Annotated in this window: 17 protein-coding genes; 10 read left to right on the forward strand and 7 right to left on the reverse strand. The window is 51.3% G+C overall.

The features are described from left to right. Positions 1-73 precede the first annotated feature (73 nt). Positions 74-820: an NlpC/P60 family protein gene (locus C12CBH8_RS00235; protein WP_090265500.1), complete on the forward strand. Its 747-nt coding sequence runs from the start codon at positions 74-76 to the stop codon at positions 818-820. 206 nt (positions 821-1,026) lie between these two features. On the opposite strand, the gene C12CBH8_RS00240 is transcribed toward C12CBH8_RS00235, so the two are convergent. Together C12CBH8_RS00240 and ychF are read right to left on the reverse strand one after the other, a co-directional pair. Beyond that, complete coding sequence (locus C12CBH8_RS00240) at positions 1,027-1,674, reverse strand: peptidoglycan recognition protein family protein (protein ID WP_215533320.1); 648 nt, start codon at positions 1,672-1,674, stop codon at positions 1,027-1,029. Positions 1,675-2,048: 374 nt separating this feature from the next. Next, entirely contained in the window at positions 2,049-3,143 is a 1,095-nt protein-coding gene (ychF, locus tag C12CBH8_RS00245) for a redox-regulated ATPase YchF (RefSeq protein WP_090265506.1), read from the reverse strand. 287 nt (positions 3,144-3,430) lie between these two features. Here ychF and C12CBH8_RS00250 point away from each other — a divergent pair, with 287 nt between their 5' ends. The 8 genes from C12CBH8_RS00250 (at position 3,431) to C12CBH8_RS00285 (ending at position 13,826) form a co-directional block, all read left to right on the forward strand. Then, on the forward strand, positions 3,431-4,222 hold the full coding sequence (locus C12CBH8_RS00250) for an amidohydrolase family protein (RefSeq protein ID WP_090265507.1): 792 nt from the start codon (positions 3,431-3,433) through the stop codon (positions 4,220-4,222). A 364-nt stretch (positions 4,223-4,586) separates the two neighbouring features. Further along, positions 4,587-5,531 carry an ABC transporter ATP-binding protein gene (locus C12CBH8_RS00255; protein WP_215533321.1) on the forward strand — a complete coding sequence of 315 codons (945 nt, stop codon included), beginning with the start codon at positions 4,587-4,589 and terminating at the stop codon, positions 5,529-5,531. After that, positions 5,528-6,229: an ABC transporter permease gene (locus C12CBH8_RS00260; protein WP_215533322.1), complete on the forward strand. Its 702-nt coding sequence runs from the start codon at positions 5,528-5,530 to the stop codon at positions 6,227-6,229. Before C12CBH8_RS00255 ends, C12CBH8_RS00260 begins: the two co-directional genes overlap by 4 nt. Before the next feature lie 15 nt (positions 6,230-6,244). Then, positions 6,245-7,705 (forward strand): GldG family protein, encoded by a 1,461-nt coding sequence (locus tag C12CBH8_RS00265; protein ID WP_099322987.1) that lies wholly within the window; start codon positions 6,245-6,247, stop codon positions 7,703-7,705. Next, positions 7,702-9,261: a DUF4340 domain-containing protein gene (locus C12CBH8_RS00270; protein ID WP_215533323.1), complete on the forward strand. Its 1,560-nt coding sequence runs from the start codon at positions 7,702-7,704 to the stop codon at positions 9,259-9,261. The genes C12CBH8_RS00265 and C12CBH8_RS00270 overlap by 4 nt, the downstream gene beginning before the upstream one ends. Before the next feature lie 265 nt (positions 9,262-9,526). Beyond that, a complete protein-coding gene (locus C12CBH8_RS00275) occupies positions 9,527-10,693 on the forward strand; it encodes a ribose-phosphate pyrophosphokinase (RefSeq protein ID WP_090265517.1) in 1,167 nt (388 codons plus the stop codon). Positions 10,694-10,824: 131 nt separating this feature from the next. Then, positions 10,825-12,309, forward strand: a complete 1,485-nt coding sequence (locus C12CBH8_RS00280) for a hypothetical protein (protein ID WP_215533324.1) — start codon at positions 10,825-10,827, stop codon at positions 12,307-12,309. 68 nt (positions 12,310-12,377) lie between these two features. Beyond that, positions 12,378-13,826 (forward strand): pectate lyase-like adhesive domain-containing protein, encoded by a 1,449-nt coding sequence (locus C12CBH8_RS00285; RefSeq protein WP_215533325.1) that lies wholly within the window; start codon positions 12,378-12,380, stop codon positions 13,824-13,826. 140 nt (positions 13,827-13,966) lie between these two features. On the opposite strand, the gene C12CBH8_RS00290 is transcribed toward C12CBH8_RS00285, so the two are convergent. The 5 genes from C12CBH8_RS00290 to cls form a co-directional block, all read right to left on the reverse strand. Beyond that, complete coding sequence (locus tag C12CBH8_RS00290; RefSeq protein WP_090263816.1) at positions 13,967-14,194, reverse strand: helix-turn-helix domain-containing protein; 228 nt, start codon at positions 14,192-14,194, stop codon at positions 13,967-13,969. A 17-nt stretch (positions 14,195-14,211) separates the two neighbouring features. Next, complete coding sequence (locus C12CBH8_RS00295) at positions 14,212-14,712, reverse strand: DUF2975 domain-containing protein (protein WP_215533326.1); 501 nt, start codon at positions 14,710-14,712, stop codon at positions 14,212-14,214. A 53-nt stretch (positions 14,713-14,765) separates the two neighbouring features. Beyond that, positions 14,766-16,202, reverse strand: coding sequence for a PH domain-containing protein (locus tag C12CBH8_RS00300; protein WP_090263819.1), 1,437 nt, complete (start codon positions 16,200-16,202; stop codon positions 14,766-14,768). After that, a complete protein-coding gene (locus tag C12CBH8_RS00305) occupies positions 16,199-16,633 on the reverse strand; it encodes a PH domain-containing protein (RefSeq protein ID WP_090263821.1) in 435 nt (144 codons plus the stop codon). Before C12CBH8_RS00305 ends, C12CBH8_RS00300 begins: the two co-directional genes overlap by 4 nt. A gap of 255 nt (positions 16,634-16,888) precedes the next feature. Next, the gene (gene cls, locus C12CBH8_RS00310; RefSeq protein WP_215533327.1) at positions 16,889-18,436 is read right to left on the reverse strand and encodes a cardiolipin synthase; all 1,548 of its coding nucleotides are present in this window, start codon (positions 18,434-18,436) and stop codon (positions 16,889-16,891) included. 366 nt (positions 18,437-18,802) lie between these two features. On the opposite strand from cls, the gene C12CBH8_RS00315 reads away from it, so the two are divergent. Continuing rightward, positions 18,803-19,651 (forward strand): tyrosine-type recombinase/integrase, encoded by an 849-nt coding sequence (locus C12CBH8_RS00315; protein WP_171846216.1) that lies wholly within the window; start codon positions 18,803-18,805, stop codon positions 19,649-19,651. Positions 19,652-20,118: the final 467 nt, after the last annotated feature.

Consider the following 20,118-nt stretch of genomic DNA (forward strand, 5'->3'; position numbering starts at 1 on the left):
CGCATCCTAAGAAAGGGGTCTGATATTCAGCAGGCCCGTCCATCCTATTTCAAATACAGAAGGAGCAAAAACGATGAAACGACACACCATAATGGGTCTCTTGGCTGTCATGCTGGTCCTGGCCATGACCACTGCAGTGCTGGCATCCTGCGGCAAGGACAAAGGGGATAGTTCCAGCAATGGCGGCGTGGTTTCGGAAGTGGTTTCCAAAGTGGAGTCCATGCTGCCCCACTCGAGCACTCCGGAATCCTCTGTCGTGGATGGAGCGTCGGACAACAACTCTTCTTCCATGACCGACAACACCTCTAACCCCTCGGACCGCAATCCCACCTCGAATCCTGCATCCAACCCCAACGGCGGCAACTCCATGGTTCCGTCTGAGGGTACTACAAGCGCCACCTCGGAAGCATCCCAGACCTCCAGCAGCGTGCCGGCCTCTGTGGCCGGCGCTGCTCCGGTGGTGGAGGAAGCCCAGGAATTGATCGGGACCCCTTATGTGTACGGATCGGCAAGTCCTGAAAAGGGATTTGATTCCTCTGGCTTTACATACTATGTGTTTAGCCAGGCGGGACTGATCCTACCCCGTACCGTCACCGCCCAAGCCCAGGTGGGCAGTGAGATTTCCTGGGATGTCATGCGTCCGGGGGACATTTTGTTTTTCTATACCGATCAGCCGGGCGTGCCTCAATTCTGCGGCATCCTGGAGAGCGACGGCGTTATGATCTACAGCGGCGGCGATAGTCAGACCGTCCAGAGACAGGATATTACCGGTTCCTTCTGGCAAGAGCATTTTGTGTCGGCTCGTCGGGTGTTGGAGTAGCACCCATCTTTCCTCCATCGGAAAAGGGCAGGGAATGCGTTCCCTGCCCTTGTTTTGACGCTTTTATTATACTATTAGGATAAATAGATATAGAATATACTAATTAGTATTCCGGTTCAAAGGTGAAGCTCAATTTTTCCTTATCGTGGAGGCAAAAATAAAATATACCAAAAGTAATAATTAAACAATATAATACAGATGATTGCTTAATAGGGCTCCTCCATATAATGCTCCACCAGCTGGAGGAATTCCTGCCAGCGCCCCTCATCCCGGATGGTCTGGGGACAGTTCTTCTCCATGAAATCGGCGTGCTGTTTGACGGCTCCCAAGCCTAAGTCATACTCTTGAAGCAAAAAGGCCGTCAATTTCGCGCCGTTTTGGAAGGTCTTCTCAAAGTCGCCGTCCTGGTTGACGCACAGCTCAATACCGATGCCGTTGACGTTGCCGCCGCCTTCTTTGCGTTTGTCGCCGGCGTGATAGGCCATCTCGTCGTCGGGGATGCTCTGGCAGATTTGATGATCGTCCACACTGTAGTGCCAAGAGGTGGTTCCGTTTTGCCCGCTCTGGAGGAGCTGAGCATGGGCCATGGCGTCGGCACCTGTATTGGTGTTGGCCGTCTCGTGGATGACCACATACCGGATGGCGCGATGGGTGCCGGGACGCCCTGAACTGCCTTCCTCCATGAGCATCTGGTGCAGAGGGACGCCGTACACCTGGGGGGTATCCGGACGGCTGGGAGTAAAGTAACACCGGGAACACAAAAGCGGCACTAGGATGCACAGGATCAATGCCCCGCACAGCAGAGTGATAAAAGGAATTTTATTTCCCTTGCGGAAATAGACGGTAATGTGCATACAAGCCTCCTGAAACGCTGGTATTTCCTTCAAAGGATAATGGAATGCGGTCGTACACCCCGAGGAGCTGCGCCAGCGATGAAACTCGCCATAGGGCTTTAAGACGAGAAAAGATTTTCTTTGTTTCTATGTTTCTATGCTTATGCGGACCGAAGGGCTTCCCATGCCCTGGAATTGCCGGACGGGGCTAGAGCTAGGAACGAAAATGCCGGCAGCACTGCGACGCTGCCGGCATTGTTTTGGATCGGATACGGCCCAAGGTCGGATTCAAACGCTGCCCAAAACAGAATACGTCGGAAAACAATCCCTAAAAAATCCCGTTTTGTCCTACTCATCTCAGCGCATCCCCTGCCCAAGCCCGTCCTCCTTTATGCTTAGACATTAAAGCGGAAAAGAACGACATCCCCATCGTTCATGACGTAATCCTTGCCCTCGCTGCGCACCAGACCTTTTTCCTTGGCGGCGGCCATGGAGCCGCAGACAATCAAATCGTCGTAGGCCACCACTTCGGCCCGTATGAAGCCCCGTTCAAAGTCGGTGTGGATTTTACCGGCGGCCTGAGGCGCTTTGGTGCCGCGGGTGATGGTCCAGGCGCGGACCTCGGGGGTACCGGCCGTCAGATAGGAGATGAGCCCCAACAGGTCGTAGCTCTTCTGCACCAGACGGTCCAAGCCCGACTGGCTGAGTCCCAGCTCGGAGAGGAACATCATTTTTTCCTCTTTGTCCATGCCGGCCACTTCCTCCTCCAGCCCTGCGCAGATGGGCAGAACCTGGGCGCCTTCGGCCTGTGCGATCTTTTCTACCACAGAGTAATAGGGATTGTCCATCAGATCGCCGGTGAAGTCGTTTTCGCTGAGATTGGCGGCATAGATGACCGGTTTGGAAGTCAAAAGAGCCACCGACGAAAGGATCTCGTCCTCTTCCGGAGAACGCTCCACCGTGCGGGCCGGTTTCCCCTCCTCCAGCCAGGCCTTGACCCTCTCCAGGAACTCCACCTCAGCGGCGTAGGATTTATCCCCCTTCATCAGCTTTTTGCTTTTGTCGATGCGCCGTTCCAGCATCTCGATGTCGGAGAAAATCAGCTCCAGATTGATGGTCTCGATGTCCCGGGCCGGATCGATGGATCCTTCCACATGGACGATGTCATCGTTCTCAAAGCAGCGCACCACATGGATCATGGCGTCCACCTCCCGGATGTTGGCCAAAAACTTGTTGCCCAGGCCCTCCCCTTTGGAGGCGCCCCGCACCAGACCAGCGATGTCCACAAATTCAATGACGGCCGGAGTGGTCTTGGCCGGATGGTACATCTCGGTCAGCACATCCAGACGCTTGTCCGGCACCGCCACGACCCCGACATTGGGTTCGATGGTGCAGAAGGGGTAGTTGGCCGACTGAGCGCCGGCATTGGTGATGGCGTTAAACAGGGTGCTTTTGCCCACATTGGGCAGCCCTACGATTCCCAACTTCATAGTGATCCAAATCCTTTCTCTATCCAACAGCCTGCCCCTGTGAAAAAAGGGGCAATTTGTCACACTTCTTTTTCATTCATTATAGTCAAAACTCCACCGGATGGCAAGGGATGACAGGACAAACCCCGCACTCCCTGGAAAATGCCGGGGGCTGACTGGATAAGGCAACCAATTTTTGACAAAGAGTGCCAATGGTATTATAATAAGTAAGATTTTATTTGTATTATCACTAATTTTTCTGTCATCTTTCACAGTGTGGAAGGGACAGTTTTGGAAGGAGTGCTCCTATGCAAGATATTATCGACTTCCACGCACATATCTTCCCCGAAAAAATCGCCGACAAAGCCACCACCAACATCGGCGCCTTTTACGATATCCCCATGCATGTAAACGGCCGGGTGACGGCCCTTTTGGAGGAGGGTGAGAAGGCCGGGATCCATCGATTCGTGGTGCAGTCGGTGGCCACCAAACCGGACCAGGTTCATTCCATCAACTGCTTTATCGCCCAGCAGTGTGAGCAGCATCCCGAGCTCATCGGATTGGGGACGCTGCATCCGCTGATGGAGGATTGGGAGGAGGAAATCAAACACATCCAGGAGCTGGGACTCAGAGGCGTCAAGCTCCACCCGGACTTCCAGAGGTTCCAGCTGGACGATCCCATGGTTTTTCCCATCTATGCCAAGCTGGAGGGGAAGCTTCCCCTGCTGGTGCACACCGGAGATCCCCGGTATGATTTTTCCCATCCCCGCCGCATGGCCCGCGTGCTGGACAAATTCCCGGCGCTGGATGTGGTAGCCGCCCATCTGGGGGGCTGGATGCAGTGGAAGGAATCGGAGCAATGGCTGCTGCCGCGCCGGGTGTGGGTGGATACCTCCTCAAGCTACGCCTTTATGGAGCCGGAGGAATACAGAAGGCTCATCCGGGCGTTTGGCCCCGACCGGTGCCTGTTCGGCACCGACTTCCCCATGTGGCAGCATGAGCCGTCTCTGCGCCATCTGCGCGGGGTTGGCTTAGAAGAGGAGGAACTGGGAAAAGTCCTCAGCGGCAATGCAAAGAAGGTGCTGGGTCTGCCCGAATAATTGGTGATATTATCCTTTTTTTGAGTGGAGAAATTGGATTTTCCGCTGGAAGGAAGAAGCACCTGCCAGAATTTTACCAATATTTTTGGCAGTGTTATAAGAGGTTTTTTGCACTTTATTCAAGGAATGTTTACATTCTTTGCGCGGTTTTCTGCTATCATATTTGTGTTATTTTACTAAGTCGGAGGGGACCCCCCTCCTCCGGCTTATTAAAATAGAGGAGAACCAGTGGACTACGGTTAGGGTAAAATCAGCCCCGTCCCAAGCGGGGCTTTTTGCTGACTGCCTCCGCCGGACGTTTTCCGGAGGGGGTTATAGAACATCCATGTGGTTTCAATTTTCAAAGAAACGGGAGGGAACGACAATGATAGAGGTTCAAAACCTCTGCAAGCAGTATGGCCCCATCAAGGCCGTGCAGGACATCTCCTTCAACATCAACGAAGGGGAGATTGTGGGATTCCTGGGCCCCAACGGCGCAGGCAAATCCACCACAATGAATATCCTCACCGGGTACCTTTCGGCTTCGTCCGGCAAGGTGACGGTAGGCGGCGTGGACATACTGGAAGACCCGATGGGCGTAAAAAAACAGATTGGCTATCTGCCCGAGCAGCCGCCCTTGTACCTTGACATGACGGTCAAGGAGTACTTAAACTTTATTTACAACCTCAAGGGCCTCAAATTGTCCCGCAAGGCTCACATCGACGAGGTGTGTCACCTGGTTCGTATCGACCATGTGTACAACCGCCTTATCGGCAACCTGTCCAAAGGTTACAAGCAGCGCGTCGGCGTGGCGCAGGCTTTGCTGGGCAATCCCAAGGTGCTGATCCTGGACGAGCCCACCGTGGGCCTCGACCCCAAGCAGATCATCGAGATCCGCAACCTGATCAAGCATCTGGGCCGCAACCACACCATCATCCTCAGCTCCCACATTCTGTCGGAGGTGCAGGCGGTGTGCGAACGTCTCATCGTCATCAACCAGGGTCAGATCGTGGCCGACGGCACTCCCACGGAACTGTCCAACTCCTTGCGCACCGATCATAAGCTGGTGGCCCGCATCGCCGGACCCCAGGAGAACGTCTATCAGGCTCTGATCAGCATGTCCCAGATCACCGATGTGTCCACTGTGGGCGAGAAAGAGCCGGGCGTCTTTGAGTTTACCATCGAGTCCAAGCAGGGCAGCGACGTCCGCCGCGACCTGTTTGAGATGGCGTCCAAGAACAATTGGCCGCTGATGGGCCTGCGCAACAATGAGCTGACGCTGGAAGACGTCTTCCTCCAGCTGATTTCCAAAGGAGGCGACAGCCAATGACCGCAGTATTAAAGCGCGAGCTCGGCGCCTATTTCCATTCGGCCATCGGGTTTACCTTTTTAGCCGTTTTCTACCTGTGCTCGGGTATGTTCTTCTACTTTATGACATATTCCCGTGTAGCGAATATGAGCGTAATTTTCTCCAATATGTTCACCATCATCATGCTGATCATCCCCATCCTCACCATGAAGCTGATGAGCGATGACAAACGCCTTAAAACCGATCAGGCGCTTTTGACGGCACCGGTGCGGCTGTCCAGCCTGGTCATCGGCAAATACCTGTCGGCTCTGATCGTCTATGTCCTGGCCCTGGCCATCAACGTTGTGTATATGCTGGTGCTGGGCGCCTTTACCGAGATGGACTGGATGTCCTTCTGGGGCAATCTGCTCGGTATGTTCCTGCTGGGAGCGGCCGTTATCGCCATCGGCCTGTTTATCTCCAGCCTGACCAACAGCCAGGCCGTAGCCGCCATCGGCACCCTGGCTGCCTCCATGCTCATCATCCTGATGGATTCCCTGGCATCGGCCGTATCCTGGGGCTGGCTGACCACCTTCATCGGCTGGATCTCCTTCAACTCCCGGTATGAACCGTTTACCAGCGGTATTTTGAACTATTCCAACGTCTTTTTCTTTATCAGCGTTGTAGCCATTTTCCTCTTTTTGACCATGCGCGTGCTGGACAAAAAGAGATGGAGCTAAGGGAGGAGGGAGAACATGAGCGTGAAAGATCCAAACAAAACCCGCAGACTGCGTTACGGTGGCATTGCCACGGCCATTACAGTGGGCGTGATTGCAGTTATCGTTGTGCTCAACGTGCTGGTAACCGCACTGAATACCCGGTTCCCGCTGTCGGTGGACCTGACTTCCGATAAGCGCTTCACCCTTTCGGAACAGAGCAAAGAATATCTGCAGAAAGTGGAGAGCGATATCACCATCTACCTCATGATGCCCAAAGAGGAATTTGAGAGCATCGGGGATCCGGGAAGCCGCGTGCCTCCGGCCCTGGAGCAGTTCAGCCAGGTCAACCCCAAGATCAAGGTGGAGTACATCGACCTGGAGAAAAACCCCAGCTTCGCCTCCAAGTATACGGGCGATGAACTGACAAGCACCAGTATTATCATCGAGTCGGACAAACGCCATTATGTCATCAGCACATCGGATCTGTTTGACATTCAGTACGATACCACTACCTATCAGCAGTATGTGGCGGGAGACGTCATTGAAAAGACCATGATCACCAAGATCATGTCGGCCGATGTGGACGAGATCCCCAAAGTGGGCATCATCACCGGACACAATGAGAGCACCCAGAAGCTTGAGAACTTCAAACAGGTTATGACCGACAGCGCATATGAAGTGTCTGAAGTCAACCTGATGACCGACGAGATCCCCGACGATATGGCATTCCTGGTCATCGCCGAGCCGGGCAACGACTACACCACCGGCGAACTCAAGAAGATCGACGAATACCTGGACAATGACGTCAACAACCCCACCCTGCTTGTGACCTTCGGCTCCTCTTACAGCGGCATGACCAACCTGGATGAATTCCTGGCTGAATGGGGAATCAAGGCGATGGACGGCGTCATCGCTGAGACCGACAGCAGCCGTTACTACTCGGGCTATCCCACATTGGCCATCGCCGACTACCTGACCAATGAACTGGCCCCCAGCATCAACCCCTACAATGGCGTTTATCCCATCATCATGGATTCCAAACCCATTGAGACCCTGTTTGAGACCCAGAACGGCATTGAAGTGCATCCCGTCATCCAGACGGCTGAGACAGCTGTACAGCTGCTGACCGACGAGGAAGGCAATACTACCGAAGGCGAAAAGGGCGTCTTTAACGCTTTGACCGTATCCTCCAAGCCCCGTACCGAGGGCAGCGATACCTATACCTCCCGCGTAATCGCCGTCGGTTCTACCGATTATTTTAACGTCAGTACCGCATTCAACTGCCTCAACGATGAAATCTTTACCACCATGGCCAACAAAATTACCGGCCGTGATCTGGAAGAGGTCAACATTTCCTCCCGTAAGCTTCAGGACACCTCCCTGCAGATGACGGAATCCCAGGTAACGGTGATTGGTCTGGTAATCTTTATCATTGCTTTGCCGGTGGTCGTATTGGTAGCCGGCCTGGTGATCTGGATCCGGAGGAGACATCTATGAGTAAACAAGTCAAAGCCCTCATTGCGTGCGCCGTCGTGTTGGTGCTGGTGGGCGGCATTTTGGCTGGTATTCTCCTATTGGTGCCGGAGGAAAATGGCGACAGCGCATCCTCCAGCGCATCCAGCCAAGCGGCTGAGGCACTGGTCAACAAGAATATCTCTGAACTGGAATCCATCACCATCACCAATGAGGATGATTCCTATATGGCCACATTGGCCACCTCCGGCAACTTGGTCATCAACGGGCTGGAGGACTTCGCTAAAAACGACGAGGCTTACGATGAGCTCAACGCCATTGCGGCGTCCATCACCTATTCCAAGATCATCGACGAGAACCCGGCCGATCCGTCGGAATACGGCCTGGATCCTGCTGCCGCCACCATGGACGTCACTTATACCGACGGCCTGGCGTATACTCTGGAAGTGGGCGTCACCTGCCCGGGGACCGAGTTCCGTTATGCCCGCAAAAAAGGTGAGGATGCGGTATTCCTGCTGAATACATCGGTGGAATGCCTGTTCTACACCAAGGCCGAGTATGTGAGCAAAAACATCTTCACGGCTGAGGGCGATACCGCCCAGGTGGATGTACAGGATATCACATTGGGCGGCACGGTCCGTCCCGAGGAGATCCGCATCCAGCGCAACTCCAATACCAGCGATACCAACCCTCTGCGCCTGATGAATCATATCATCACCGCCCCGGTTAAGACGCCGGCCCGCAACGAGCTGGCTACTGCCTTCTCCGCCTGTATGGGCACCATCGATGCGGTAAAGGTCGTGGCAGTGGAGCCCACAGAAGAACAGTTGGCGGAATACGGTCTTGCCGATCCGTATTCTTCGGCGGTCTTCACCGTGGAAGCACCGGATATCTCCTCTTCCCTGGAGAGCAGCGCTACGGAATCCTCCTCATCTCAGGCCCAGTCGTCTGAAGAGGGGGAGGAAGAGAAGATGCTGACTTCCAGCGGGTCGCTGGTGCTGGGCGGCAAGGATGAGGACGGAAACTACTATGCCATGGAACAAGACGGCCGTGTGGTCTATACCGTCCGGGCAAACAGCGTACCGTGGGCGGAGTGGCAGATGACCGACATCATCAACGCAAGCCCCGCTTTGGTGGACATCACCTACATTGATTCCGTGGAAGTCAAAGCTTCCGGCCTGGACGTCACCTTTACCCCGTCCATCATCGAGAACGAGGAGACGGGCGAGAGAGTGCTGGCCGACAGCAACAGTGAAAAGCAGTCCCAGGCCAACGGCGAGGATATCCCTGACACAACCATGTTCTATTGGTATCAGGCCCTGCAGTACGTGACAGTGGACGGCCTGAGCGATAAGGAACCTACCGGTGAGCCCATCCTGACCTATAAGCTCAACATTGCCGATGGAGCCGGTTCCATTGAATACAAATTCTATCAGGATACCGACCGCACCTGCCTCTTGACCATTGAAGGAATTGAAGGCGAACTGCCTGTTTATACCGTTCAATCCAAGAAGGTGGAGTCCTTTATCCAAAAGACCAAGGACGCCATGGAAGGTAAGGAAATCGATTCCACTTTGTAATATGCATCAAACCACCCTGGTCTTAGGACTGGGGTGGTTTTGTTTTTGCAGGAGTATTTTATGGCCGTTTTTGTGGAACGGACCTCCTGGATTTCGGTGAAAATATACGGGCGGCCGGGGAACATCTGCCGCCATTTGCATCCAAAGGGAAAAACCGATTTGTTTGTCCAGCGAAACTGGAAAAAGAATTGCAAAAAGTGGATGAATGGGGTAAAATAAATAAGAATATGTCGAGTACGTTATCCAATATGGAGGAGGATCATTTATGCCAAGTAATATTGATGATTTTCAGAGCATCCCAGTAGGAACTCTGGGCATTATCAGCATGCGCGGATGTGAAGACATGGTGGACAAAATCAACGATTATATTGTCCAGTGGAGGCAGGAGCGGGAGAGTGAACACAAATCTACCATCGCATTTGCCGGTTATCAGCGGGATTCTTATGAGATCAAGACCGAATGCTGCCGTTTCGGCACTGGCGAAGCCAAAGGGGTCATCAAACAGTCGGTGCGGGGGCACGATCTGTTTATTTTGTCGGACTGCTTTAACTATGGCTGCACATATAAGATGTATGGCCGTGAAGTGCCCATGAGTCCGGACGACCACTTCCAGGATCTCAAGCGGATCATTGCAGCTGTAGGAGGCAAGGCCCGCCGTATCAGCGTCATTATGCCCATGTTATATGAAGGCCGTCAGCATAAGCGTACATCCAGGGAATCACTGGACAGCGCCATGGCGCTCAAAGAGCTCAACAATGCAAGCGTAGCCAACATCATCACCTTTGACGCTCATGATGACCGAGTTCAGAACGCCATTCCTTTTGGCGGATTTGAAAACGTCAAAACGGCGTATCAGATGATCAAAGCCATGGTGAACAACGTGCCGGATCTCAAGTTGGATCCGGAACATATGATGGTCATCTCCCCCGATGAAGGCGGCATGAACCGCTGCATTTATTATTCATCGGTTCTGGGCCTGGATCTGGGTATGTTTTATAAACGCCGCAACTATTCGGTTGTTATCAACGGCCGCAATCCCATTGTGGCTCATGAATACCTAGGCGCCTCGGTGGAAGGAAAAGATATCATCATCGTAGACGATATGATCTCTTCAGGCGATTCGGTGTTGGATATCGCAGCCCGCCTCAAATATCTCAAGGCACGCCGCATTTTTATCTGCACTTCATTTGGCTTGTTCTGCGAAGGATTGGAGCGCTTTGACGAGGCGTATCAGAAGGGTCTCATTGAAAAAGTCTTTACGACAAACCTGATCTATCGCACTCCCGAACTGCTGCAGCGTAAATGGTACTGTGAAGTAGATATGTCCAAGTATATCGCTTATATCATCGATACTCTCAATCATGATATGTCCATAAGCGCACTGCTCAATCCTTCCGACCGCATCCAGAGATTGCTCAGCCGTGTTCGTTAACCATAGGCTTTTAGAGGGGTAAACCAGGAAAAATTGCTTGAAACGTATAAAAAGCAGATGAAAGTTGGAGCTTTTTATCAGCCTATGACCGCTCTCCCAAGGCGGTTAAAAAATACTAGGAGGTAAAGATCATGAAAACCACAAAACGCTCCCTGCTGGCAAGCGGCTTGGCTGTGCTCGTATGCATCGCCATGCTGGCTGGCACCACCTTTGCCTGGTTTACCGACAGTGTCGTAAACAAAGGCAACAAGATTCAATCCGGTTCCCTGTCCATCGACGCCTATGCCTATGACCTGGATAAGGACGGTACCGGCGGCTTCACCATTGAAGGCGTCAACGGCGGCAAACCCTTCACCTTTGAAGAGGAAGGCCAGGATCTGAAGAAAGATCCTAACCCCATGCTCAACGAGACCCTGTGGGAACCCGGCAAATCCTCGGCTAAACTCCTGAAGGTACAAAACAACGGCACTTTGGCTGCCAAGATCAAGCTGGAGTTTGTTCTGACCGATGGCGGACTGCAGGATGCCCTATGGTTTGACTTCATCCAGGTGAAGGACGGACAAGTCACCGGACAGTTTACCAAACGTCCCATGAGCGAATTGGCAACCATTGCCCAGAATCTGGAGCTGCCTGTATTGGCGGGACAAAATGTACAGTTTATTCTGGTGTACGGCATGAATGAAGAGGCCGGCAATGAGTATCAGGATAAGAGCTTCTCTGCTGACATCGCTATCCTGGCCACCCAGTACACCGAGGAAGAAGACGGTTTCGGCAGCGATCAGTATGACAAGGATGCTACCTATGCCACCCCAGTTTCCACTGGCGAGCAGTTTGTAGGAATGGCCGACCAAGGCGGTGAGATCAAACTGACCGACAATGTGAACATTGAAAATGCAAGTGAAGTAGTGTTTTCCAAAGATACCACGATTGACATGAATGGCTATACTTTGGACATCAATGGTTCCATCAAATCGGCCGTTGGGACAACATTGACCGTCAAAGGCAACGGTGTTCTCAACGGCGCACTGTATGCTGATAGGAAATTTAACAACGGCAGTAATCTTGTAATCGAAGCCGGGGATGACTTTACCGTCAACTCTCCTGGGGATTATGCAGTCTACGGCGGTTTAGGAAGTTCCGTTACCATCCATGGCGGCACCTATATAAACTCAAAGAAGGGAAACAGCGTCATCCAGATGCTGGGGAACTCGTTGGAAATCAAAGACGCCACCATTAACGTTGCAGTGGATACTGTCCTGAATGGAGCAGGCATCAGTTCCAACGCTTCTGAGAATTACCTGGAAAATGTCACAGTCAACGGAAAATACAGCATAGCTGTTGATTTTGTCAACGAGTATGGAAAAGCAGTCATCCGGGGCGGCAGCTTTATCACCGATAAGAAGGTCGATGATGGTGGTTTTAAACCGAATCCCACCATCCGATACAAGGGATCCTTGGATATTTCCGGAGCGGATATCACCCGCATCGGCCACGGCATTTTGTATTCCAGGAGTAATCCTGTCCCGACTGAGGCAGAAAATCTCACCTGCACCGGCTGTACCTTCCATGTGGTAGAGGGTTCTGTCGGCTATAACGACATCGACTATAGAAAATAGCCGTGCGATTTTCATTATCCTATGACCGCTCTTCCAAGGCGGTTAAAAAATACTAGGAGGTAAAGATCATGAAAACCACAAAACGTTCGCTGCTGGCAAGCGGCTTGGCTGTGCTTGTATGTATCGCCATGCTGGCTGGCACCACCTTCGCCTGGTTTACCGACAGTGTCGTAAACAAGGGCAACAAGATCCAATCCGGATCCCTGTCCATCGACGCCTATGCCTATGACCTGGATAAGGACGGTACCGGCGGCTTCACCATTGGAGGCGTCAACGGCGGCAAACCCTTCACCTTTGAAGAGGAAGGCCAGAACCTGAAGGAAGATTCTTCTCCCATCCTCAACGAGACCCTGTGGGAACCCGGCAAATCCTCGGCTAAACTCCTGAAGGCCCAAAACAACGGCACTCTGGCTGCCAAGATCAAGCTGGAGTTTGCTCTGACCGACGGCGGACTGCAGGATGCCCTGTGGTTTGACTTTGTCCAGGTGAAGGACGGACAAGTCACCGGACAGTTCACCAAACGTCCCATGAGCGAATTGGCAACCATCGCCCAGAATCTGGAGCTGCCTGTGTTAGCGGGACAAAATGTACAGTTTATTCTGGTGTACGGCATGAACGAAGAGGCCGGCAATGAGTATCAGGATAAGAGCTTCTCTGCTGATATCATGATCCAGGCTACCCAGTACACCGAGGAAGAAGACGGCTTTGGCAACCCCAACTATGATGCAGATGCTCAGTATGCTGTACCTGTCTCTACAGAAGCAGAATTAAGAGATGCGATTACCTCTGGCGAATCGGTTTCTTTGACTAAAGATATCACCTTGACTGAGAGAATTAAGTCAACGGAGGATATTATTATTCAAGGTAATGGCTATACAATCGATACTAGTACAATTAGTTCCGCCACAGATGGTATCTTGATCTCTGGAGCCACCGATCCCATTAAAGTAGAGTTAAGCGGCGTTGATTGGAAGACGAGTAGTTATAATCGCTCAGCCATTGGATTTGGAGATTCTAACATTGAATCCATTGAAATCAATAACTGCAGCTTTGATGGATATAAATATGGCATCTGGGTAGCGCAAGAGAACACGGTAAAAGAAGTACATATTTCAAATAGCCAGTTTTCGGCCTGGTGCCCCTTCTATTTTTATTCGTCCGACTGTGAAATTACTTTCGACAATTGTATCTTAGATGGCCATAATAAGCATAGTGGAACTACAAACGCCTTTGCTACCGTGGCCGTCGAAGGTGGGGCGAAGATCGGTAGTGTTACTGGAAGTGGTACTGGTAATAACAATGTGTTGACTTTTAACAATTGTACATTACGTGCATCCAACAGCGGGGATCAGCCCCAGTATATTCTTTCTTTTAACTATGGTGCTTCTAATAACACCACCTATTTTAATAACTGTGTTATAGAACAAAATAGTACGGGTTATGTTTTTGGAGAGTCATCTGCTAGCGAGAACAATCGTGTGTTCCAAGACGGTAAAGAGCTTACTCCGAATGAATAAGTGAGAGTAGTACAGTAGTTTTTAGAACTCCAAGGCGTTAGGAAGTTCTAAGCGAACACTCAAAAAGCACAAAAGAACCCCGTTCCATTATAATGGAACGGGGTTTTCTTTATCTCACCAGGGCAGGATCGATGAAAGGTTCAATCCTCCCAGATATCGTTAGGATCCTCTACATACTGAAGGATATCGCCCGGCTGGCATTTGAGTTCCCGACAGATGGCGTCCAGGGTGGAGAACCGGATGGCTCTAGCCTTGTTATTTTTTAAGATCGAAAGGTTTGCCAATGTAATGCCCACCCGTTGGGAAAGCTCGGTCAAACCGATTTTCCGCCGGGCCATCATCACATCCAAATTGACCACAATAGGCATGCTGCTTTCCCCTTTCCTTAGATGGTCATATCATTTTCTTCTTTGTACAAAATGGCCTTCTGGAAGAGGGCCGATAGAATAAAAGCGATGCAGGATACCAAGCCAAAGACGAACAACACAACCACCGCAAAAACCGACCAGATAAGAAACAAAGCCGGGATATATAAAATGCAAAAGGCCAGGCATAAAAATCCAATACGGCGCAAGAGAGTGACATTCTCCTGGATAAAGGGACGGTCGTTCTGGACATGTAAGAGCAATTTCCGCACCTGCCATAAAAGGACTTCCGCCAGAATGGCCGAGAGATAAAGGAAAATCAGTGTCCAGACGTAGGAATTCTGGTTAAACTGGATGGCTTGATCAGCGGGAAGACTGCCGTAATAAAAGGTGTATTCGTATTCAAAGAACCATTTGAGCAGCCAAGGCAGGCCGATCATAATGCCCGCCCCTATCAACATGACAAAGGTAAGGACATGTTTTAAAATGCCGCTGAGACTTCGTTTCCCAACCATCTGCATGATAAGAAATTCCTCCTTTTGTGTCCGCTAGACGCCCGTCCCAGAGACAGGGTTTAGGAATAATCAAACTCACTCACCGACTGTAGAACCTCTTCCAGCGGCAGCTCACGGATAGTATAACGAGTGCCCTTTTCGCCGTAGATCAAAACCCGTAAATTACATACGCCGTCCATGCGCTGGAAGATGCTCTGGGTTAAATCGATGCGGCGGATGCGTGTGGCAGGGACGGCTACCCAGTGCAGTACGAAATATTTGCGGCAGCGCAGGATGCATATATCGCTGTTGAGATCCACACCGGCCTCCTTATAGGATGCAAGGGACAGGAGTAAAAACCACACGGCCGGCAGCGTGAGGGCAATGGCCAGCCAAGGGATCAGAAACCGCAGGGAAGGCCGGTAAGCCCACAAAAGCAGGATGGCCGGAATAAGAAGCAATAAAATGAGCACTGGGATAAACACATACCGCCGCAGCGCCTTTTTGGGAGGGCGGACGAAATTCTTGGGCTGGATGTGGAAACCCGGCAAAAGGGATTTCATAGCCTGTTCCATAGGTTCCGGACGCATGGCAGGCAGTAGGACTTCCCTCTCCCCCTTTTCCTTGCCGAATCCGGCGCACAAAAGGCAGATGGATCGCACGCCAAAGGGGTACATCAGGAGTTTTTGGCGGATGTCCACAGCGTTGATGTGATCGATGGGAAGGACGGTATGCCGTTGAAAGAAAGGTCCGGCAGTCAACGTCAAAACACTGCCCGACCGGCGCACCTGAAGATGCATATACCGAATCAGCACCCGGAAAAAAGCGATAAGCCATCCTGCGGCCAAAATGACGGCAATACCGGCTGTCAGAGGAGGGATAACCTGGGATAAGATCTCAGTGGCCCGGTTGAAGGTTTCGTAGATGCGCCGGGAGAACTCCTCTCCCAGGATTTCACCCAGATGGTTGATCAGGGGGACGGCGAAAAACAGGCCGGCCGCCGCATTGGAGGACGAAGCAGCCATCAGCATCAGAGGAAGTAAGCCCGCACGTCCGCGGGCAGTCTTGCCGGTGGAATAGTCGCATTTGATCTGCGAGACCAGCCAATCGGCACGCTTACGGGAGACATACAGGGTTAAATCGGCTTCTTTATCGCGGCCGGCAGCCGTATCAAGCCTGACCCGTCCCCCGCCCATGGCGGCCAGCCACAGGGGACGTTCATAGTTGACCGACGATACGGCGCTCAAAGGGAAGGCGCGCCGTTTCTGGAGCAAGACGCCGCTGGATACTGTCAGTACCCCATCCACCAGACGGCACCGCAGAAGCAGCCACCGGACGGCCGACAGCAATACAATGGCCCCGGCCGCTCCGATTTCTCCCCAAAACAGCACCGACCAGGAGGACGGATGAAAAGGGAGCGTAAGGAGCTGCTGCAATACGGGAAATAATAGGATGAATACATACCGCTTCAGGCCGACGAGGATGGTGGCGGGATGGGTACGAAAGTGAATGCTCATGATTTCACCTGCGATTCCCACTGTTCCACCAAGTGGACGGCGTCCTCATAAGGGAGCTGATTGAGTACGATACGTCCCCCTGCCACGTGGAGGACCACCGTGGTCATCCCAAGCACGATTTCCAAAGGGGTCCGGCGGGTTTCCCGCATGAGCACCGCTTCCGTGAGCACAGTTCGTACCGTACGCTGGTAAACGCCCCGTTTTACTACAATCTGGCCGTCCTCGAAGATATATTGATGGGAGCGCCACAGGGCAGGGAGATAGTACTGGTAAGTCCACACCATGACCGGCAGCAAGAGGAGGGGGAACAGCACGCCCAAAGCCCCTATCAGCTTGATAAGAACCACCGAAAGGGCACACATCACCACCAGCGCCGCCGTCAAATAAATGCGCCACAAGAGGAGCGCTTTCGGCGAAATGCGAAGCTGCACGGCCAATCCTCCCTTCCCCAAGGCATAACGTATCCGAAAAACCGCTTGTCCAGGATAAAAAAAGCCCGGGTCTCCATCGAAAAGTACCGTGGGGCTTGTCCGCCCCAAGCCTGGGACAGCTACCGGATCTCCCATCCGACGTACCCGGCTGGAAACAGCGTAAAAAGACTTCCTTATTTTACCACGCCTACCGCGGCGAAAACAACCGTTTTCAGGAGAGATGTCGTCCCTCTTTCACATTTTTACAGGATGCCGTCACATCATAGGCGCAATAAGATGCAGGAACATCTGTCCCACCTTGACATACCACGGGCGGCGTTTCCACACTTCATAGAGGATTTCCTCACTTTGTTCCATGGTAGAGAGCATATCGTCCCTCACCTGGGCCACAGCTTGGCTGCCGGCCATCCAAACGCCGCATTCAAAATGGAGATAGAAGCTGCGGAAGTCCATATTGACACTGCCCACCGTAGCCACTTGGTCGTCTGAAACAAAGAGTTTAGAGTGGATAAATCCGGGGGTATACTCATAGATCCTCACCCCGGCTTCCAGCAGCGACCCATAGGACGACCTGGTGGCCATATGGACGTATCCGTGATCCCCGTGGGCGGGCGTGACGATGCGGACATCCACGCCGGAACTGGCGGCGGTACACAGTGCGGTCACCATCTCGTTGTCCAGGATGAGGTAAGGGGTGGCGATGTACACATATCGCCGTGCATTGTAGATCATCTGCATGTAGACTCCCTCGGCAGGATTGACGTTATCCAAGGGGGAGTCGCCGTAGGGCTGGACAAAACCGTCGTCCTCCACCTGCACCGTAGGGCGCAGGGACAGATAACGGGTATGGTCATAGGGATCCTCGTTGGCGGAAAAGTGCCACGATCCCAGGAACATCATGGTAAAGCTCCAGACAGCCTCCCCCTTGAGCATCAGGACGCAGTCCTTCCAATGGCCGTGGGCATCCACCACGTTGATGTATTCATCGGCCAGATTGACCCCGCCGGTAAAGCCTACATTGCCGTCAATGACCAGGATTTTACGGTGGTCCCGGTAGTTCATATAGAAATTGGAGATGCGGGGATCGATGCGGTTAAACGGGCGGACCTGGATCCCCTCCCGCGTGAGCTGGCTGCGGAACCCTTTGGGATGGTTGTTCATACTGCCGAAATCGTCGTACATCAGGCGGACGTCCACCCCCTCCTTGGCCTTGCGCCGAAGGATCTCATGGATCCCGTCCCACATCTGGCCGGCGCTCACAATGAAATATTCCAAGAAGATAAACCGTTGGGCCTTCTCCAATTCCTCCAGCATAGCCTGGTATCCCAGTTCGCCGAGGGGGTAAAACCGGGTGGAGGTGCCCTGGTACAGCGGCGACCGTCCCTGCCTGGCCAGCAATAGGGATTCCCGTTCGTGCATGGGGAACTGTTGTCCCAACGACTTTTCCGTCTCCGGAGAGGAAGTCAGCAGGCCATGAGTGCCCAACGAGATGTTGACAATGGATTTCTTCATCCAAAACGGGAGTCCCCTGCGTCCCATAAAGAGGTAAAGGAGCAGCCCTACGAAGGGCAGCAGCAGGAGCACGATAATCCAAGAGATCTTATAGGATGGGTTATCCTGTTTATAGGCCACCCGCACCGACATGACAATGGCCAGTCCTTCAAAGACCAGAAAGGGAGTCCAGCTCCAGCGGATGGTCAACTGATACAGCACCCAGATGACAAAGACGACCTGAGCCAAGATGAGGAGCGCTGCCGGCGCCCATCGGATAATTTTGGGTTTTGCACGCTTAGGTTTATCCATATCGATTGTCCTCCCCCGACGATACATGAAAAAATAGCAGGTCTATTGTACCAAATCCTGTACAAATATTCCAGTGGGACAGGACAAAAAGGATCAAATTATCCGATACAAAAAAGAGAACCCTCTTAAAACTATTCCCATAAGAAGGCAATGGGATTCGTCCGAACAGACGGTTTTAAGAGGGCAATTATGCATAACATAAAAGAGAACAAGATGTTCTAGCATGAATATCATCATTATATCTGAATAAATGCATTAAAATCAAATGATTTTAGGCCATTATGGCATAAATAAAAGGGATATAGTAAAATGAAATGGGAGATGATATAGAAAAGACCATAATTCAAGACAATGGAGGGAAATAGTATGAATCATCCCGATACGGCGATATCCATATTAAAGCGATTCGAGAGGTATCTTGAAGAGGAGGAGAAGAGCAAAGCCACCATCGAGAAATACATCCGGGATATCCGGAAATTTTACGAATTTCTCGATGGGGCGGAAATTGACAAAGAACACACCATTGCCTATAAAAAATATCTGGCGGAACGATATGCGGCAACAAGTGTCAATTCCATGCTGGTGGCGCTCAACTGTTTTTTACGGTTTTCCGGATTGCAGACCTGCTGCATCAAACTCCTGAAGATTCAACGGCAGATTTTCGCTGCTGAGGATCATGAACTCAGCAAAGAGGAATATCAGAATCTATTAAAAGCGGCAAAAAGTGCGAAAAATGATCGGCTATTTCTTTTGCTGCAGACCATGTGTGGGACGGGGATCCGAGTCAGCGAACTGCGCTACATCACAGTGGAGGCAATCAGGAGAGGAAAAGCAGTAGTCAATTGCAAAAATAAAACACGGGTCATTTTCATTCCCGTGCCGTTGCAGAAACTATTAAAAGAATACAGTAAAAAAACCGGCATACAAGCCGGCCCGGTATTTGTAAGTAAAAATGGGAAACCGCTGGATCGGAGCAATATCTGGCGGGATATGAAATCACTTTGTAAACAAGCCGACGTCCCACCCAAGAAAGTATTTCCGCATAATCTGAGGCATCTGTTTGCCCGGACATTTTATTCTGTGGAGAAAGATATCGTCCGTCTGGCCGACCTGCTGGGACACAGCAGCATCAATACCACTCGGATCTATACAATGGAAACAGGATTTCAGCATGTAAATCGCCTGGAACAAGTACAAGTCCTGCTGACCACATAATATAGATTATGTAGTTAAACAAACACAAAATTACCACATAATATAGATTATGTGGTAAATAGCAACAACGTAATATAGATTATGTGGTAAATAAAATGTAAAAACTGCGGTTAACTAACATATGATTATTTAGAAGAAAAAGAGAATCAAATAGCAAATTAACAACATAATTTTATTTTGCTGTCCCTATTATAGCACGGAACGAATTTATTGCAATATTTTTTTAGATAAAAATAATCTTAAAAATAAAAAGGGCATAAAAAACTAAGCTGGAAATTAAATTTGTTTTTTCCGGCTTAGCTTTTATGCTCTTTTTTACAATTTTAAGGATTTTTTATCCAGTCGATTTAGGCCCTATGACGACTATTTACCACATAATCTATATTACGTTGTTCTACGAACACTTGGCCGTGACTTTGACAGAAACAAAAAAGAAAGAAGGCTGGAAGGATGCAGACACGTCAAAC

The organism is Solibaculum mannosilyticum (genome assembly GCF_015140235.1).
In the GTDB taxonomy this organism is placed as follows: Bacteria; Bacillota; Clostridia; order Oscillospirales; family Acutalibacteraceae; genus Solibaculum; species Solibaculum mannosilyticum.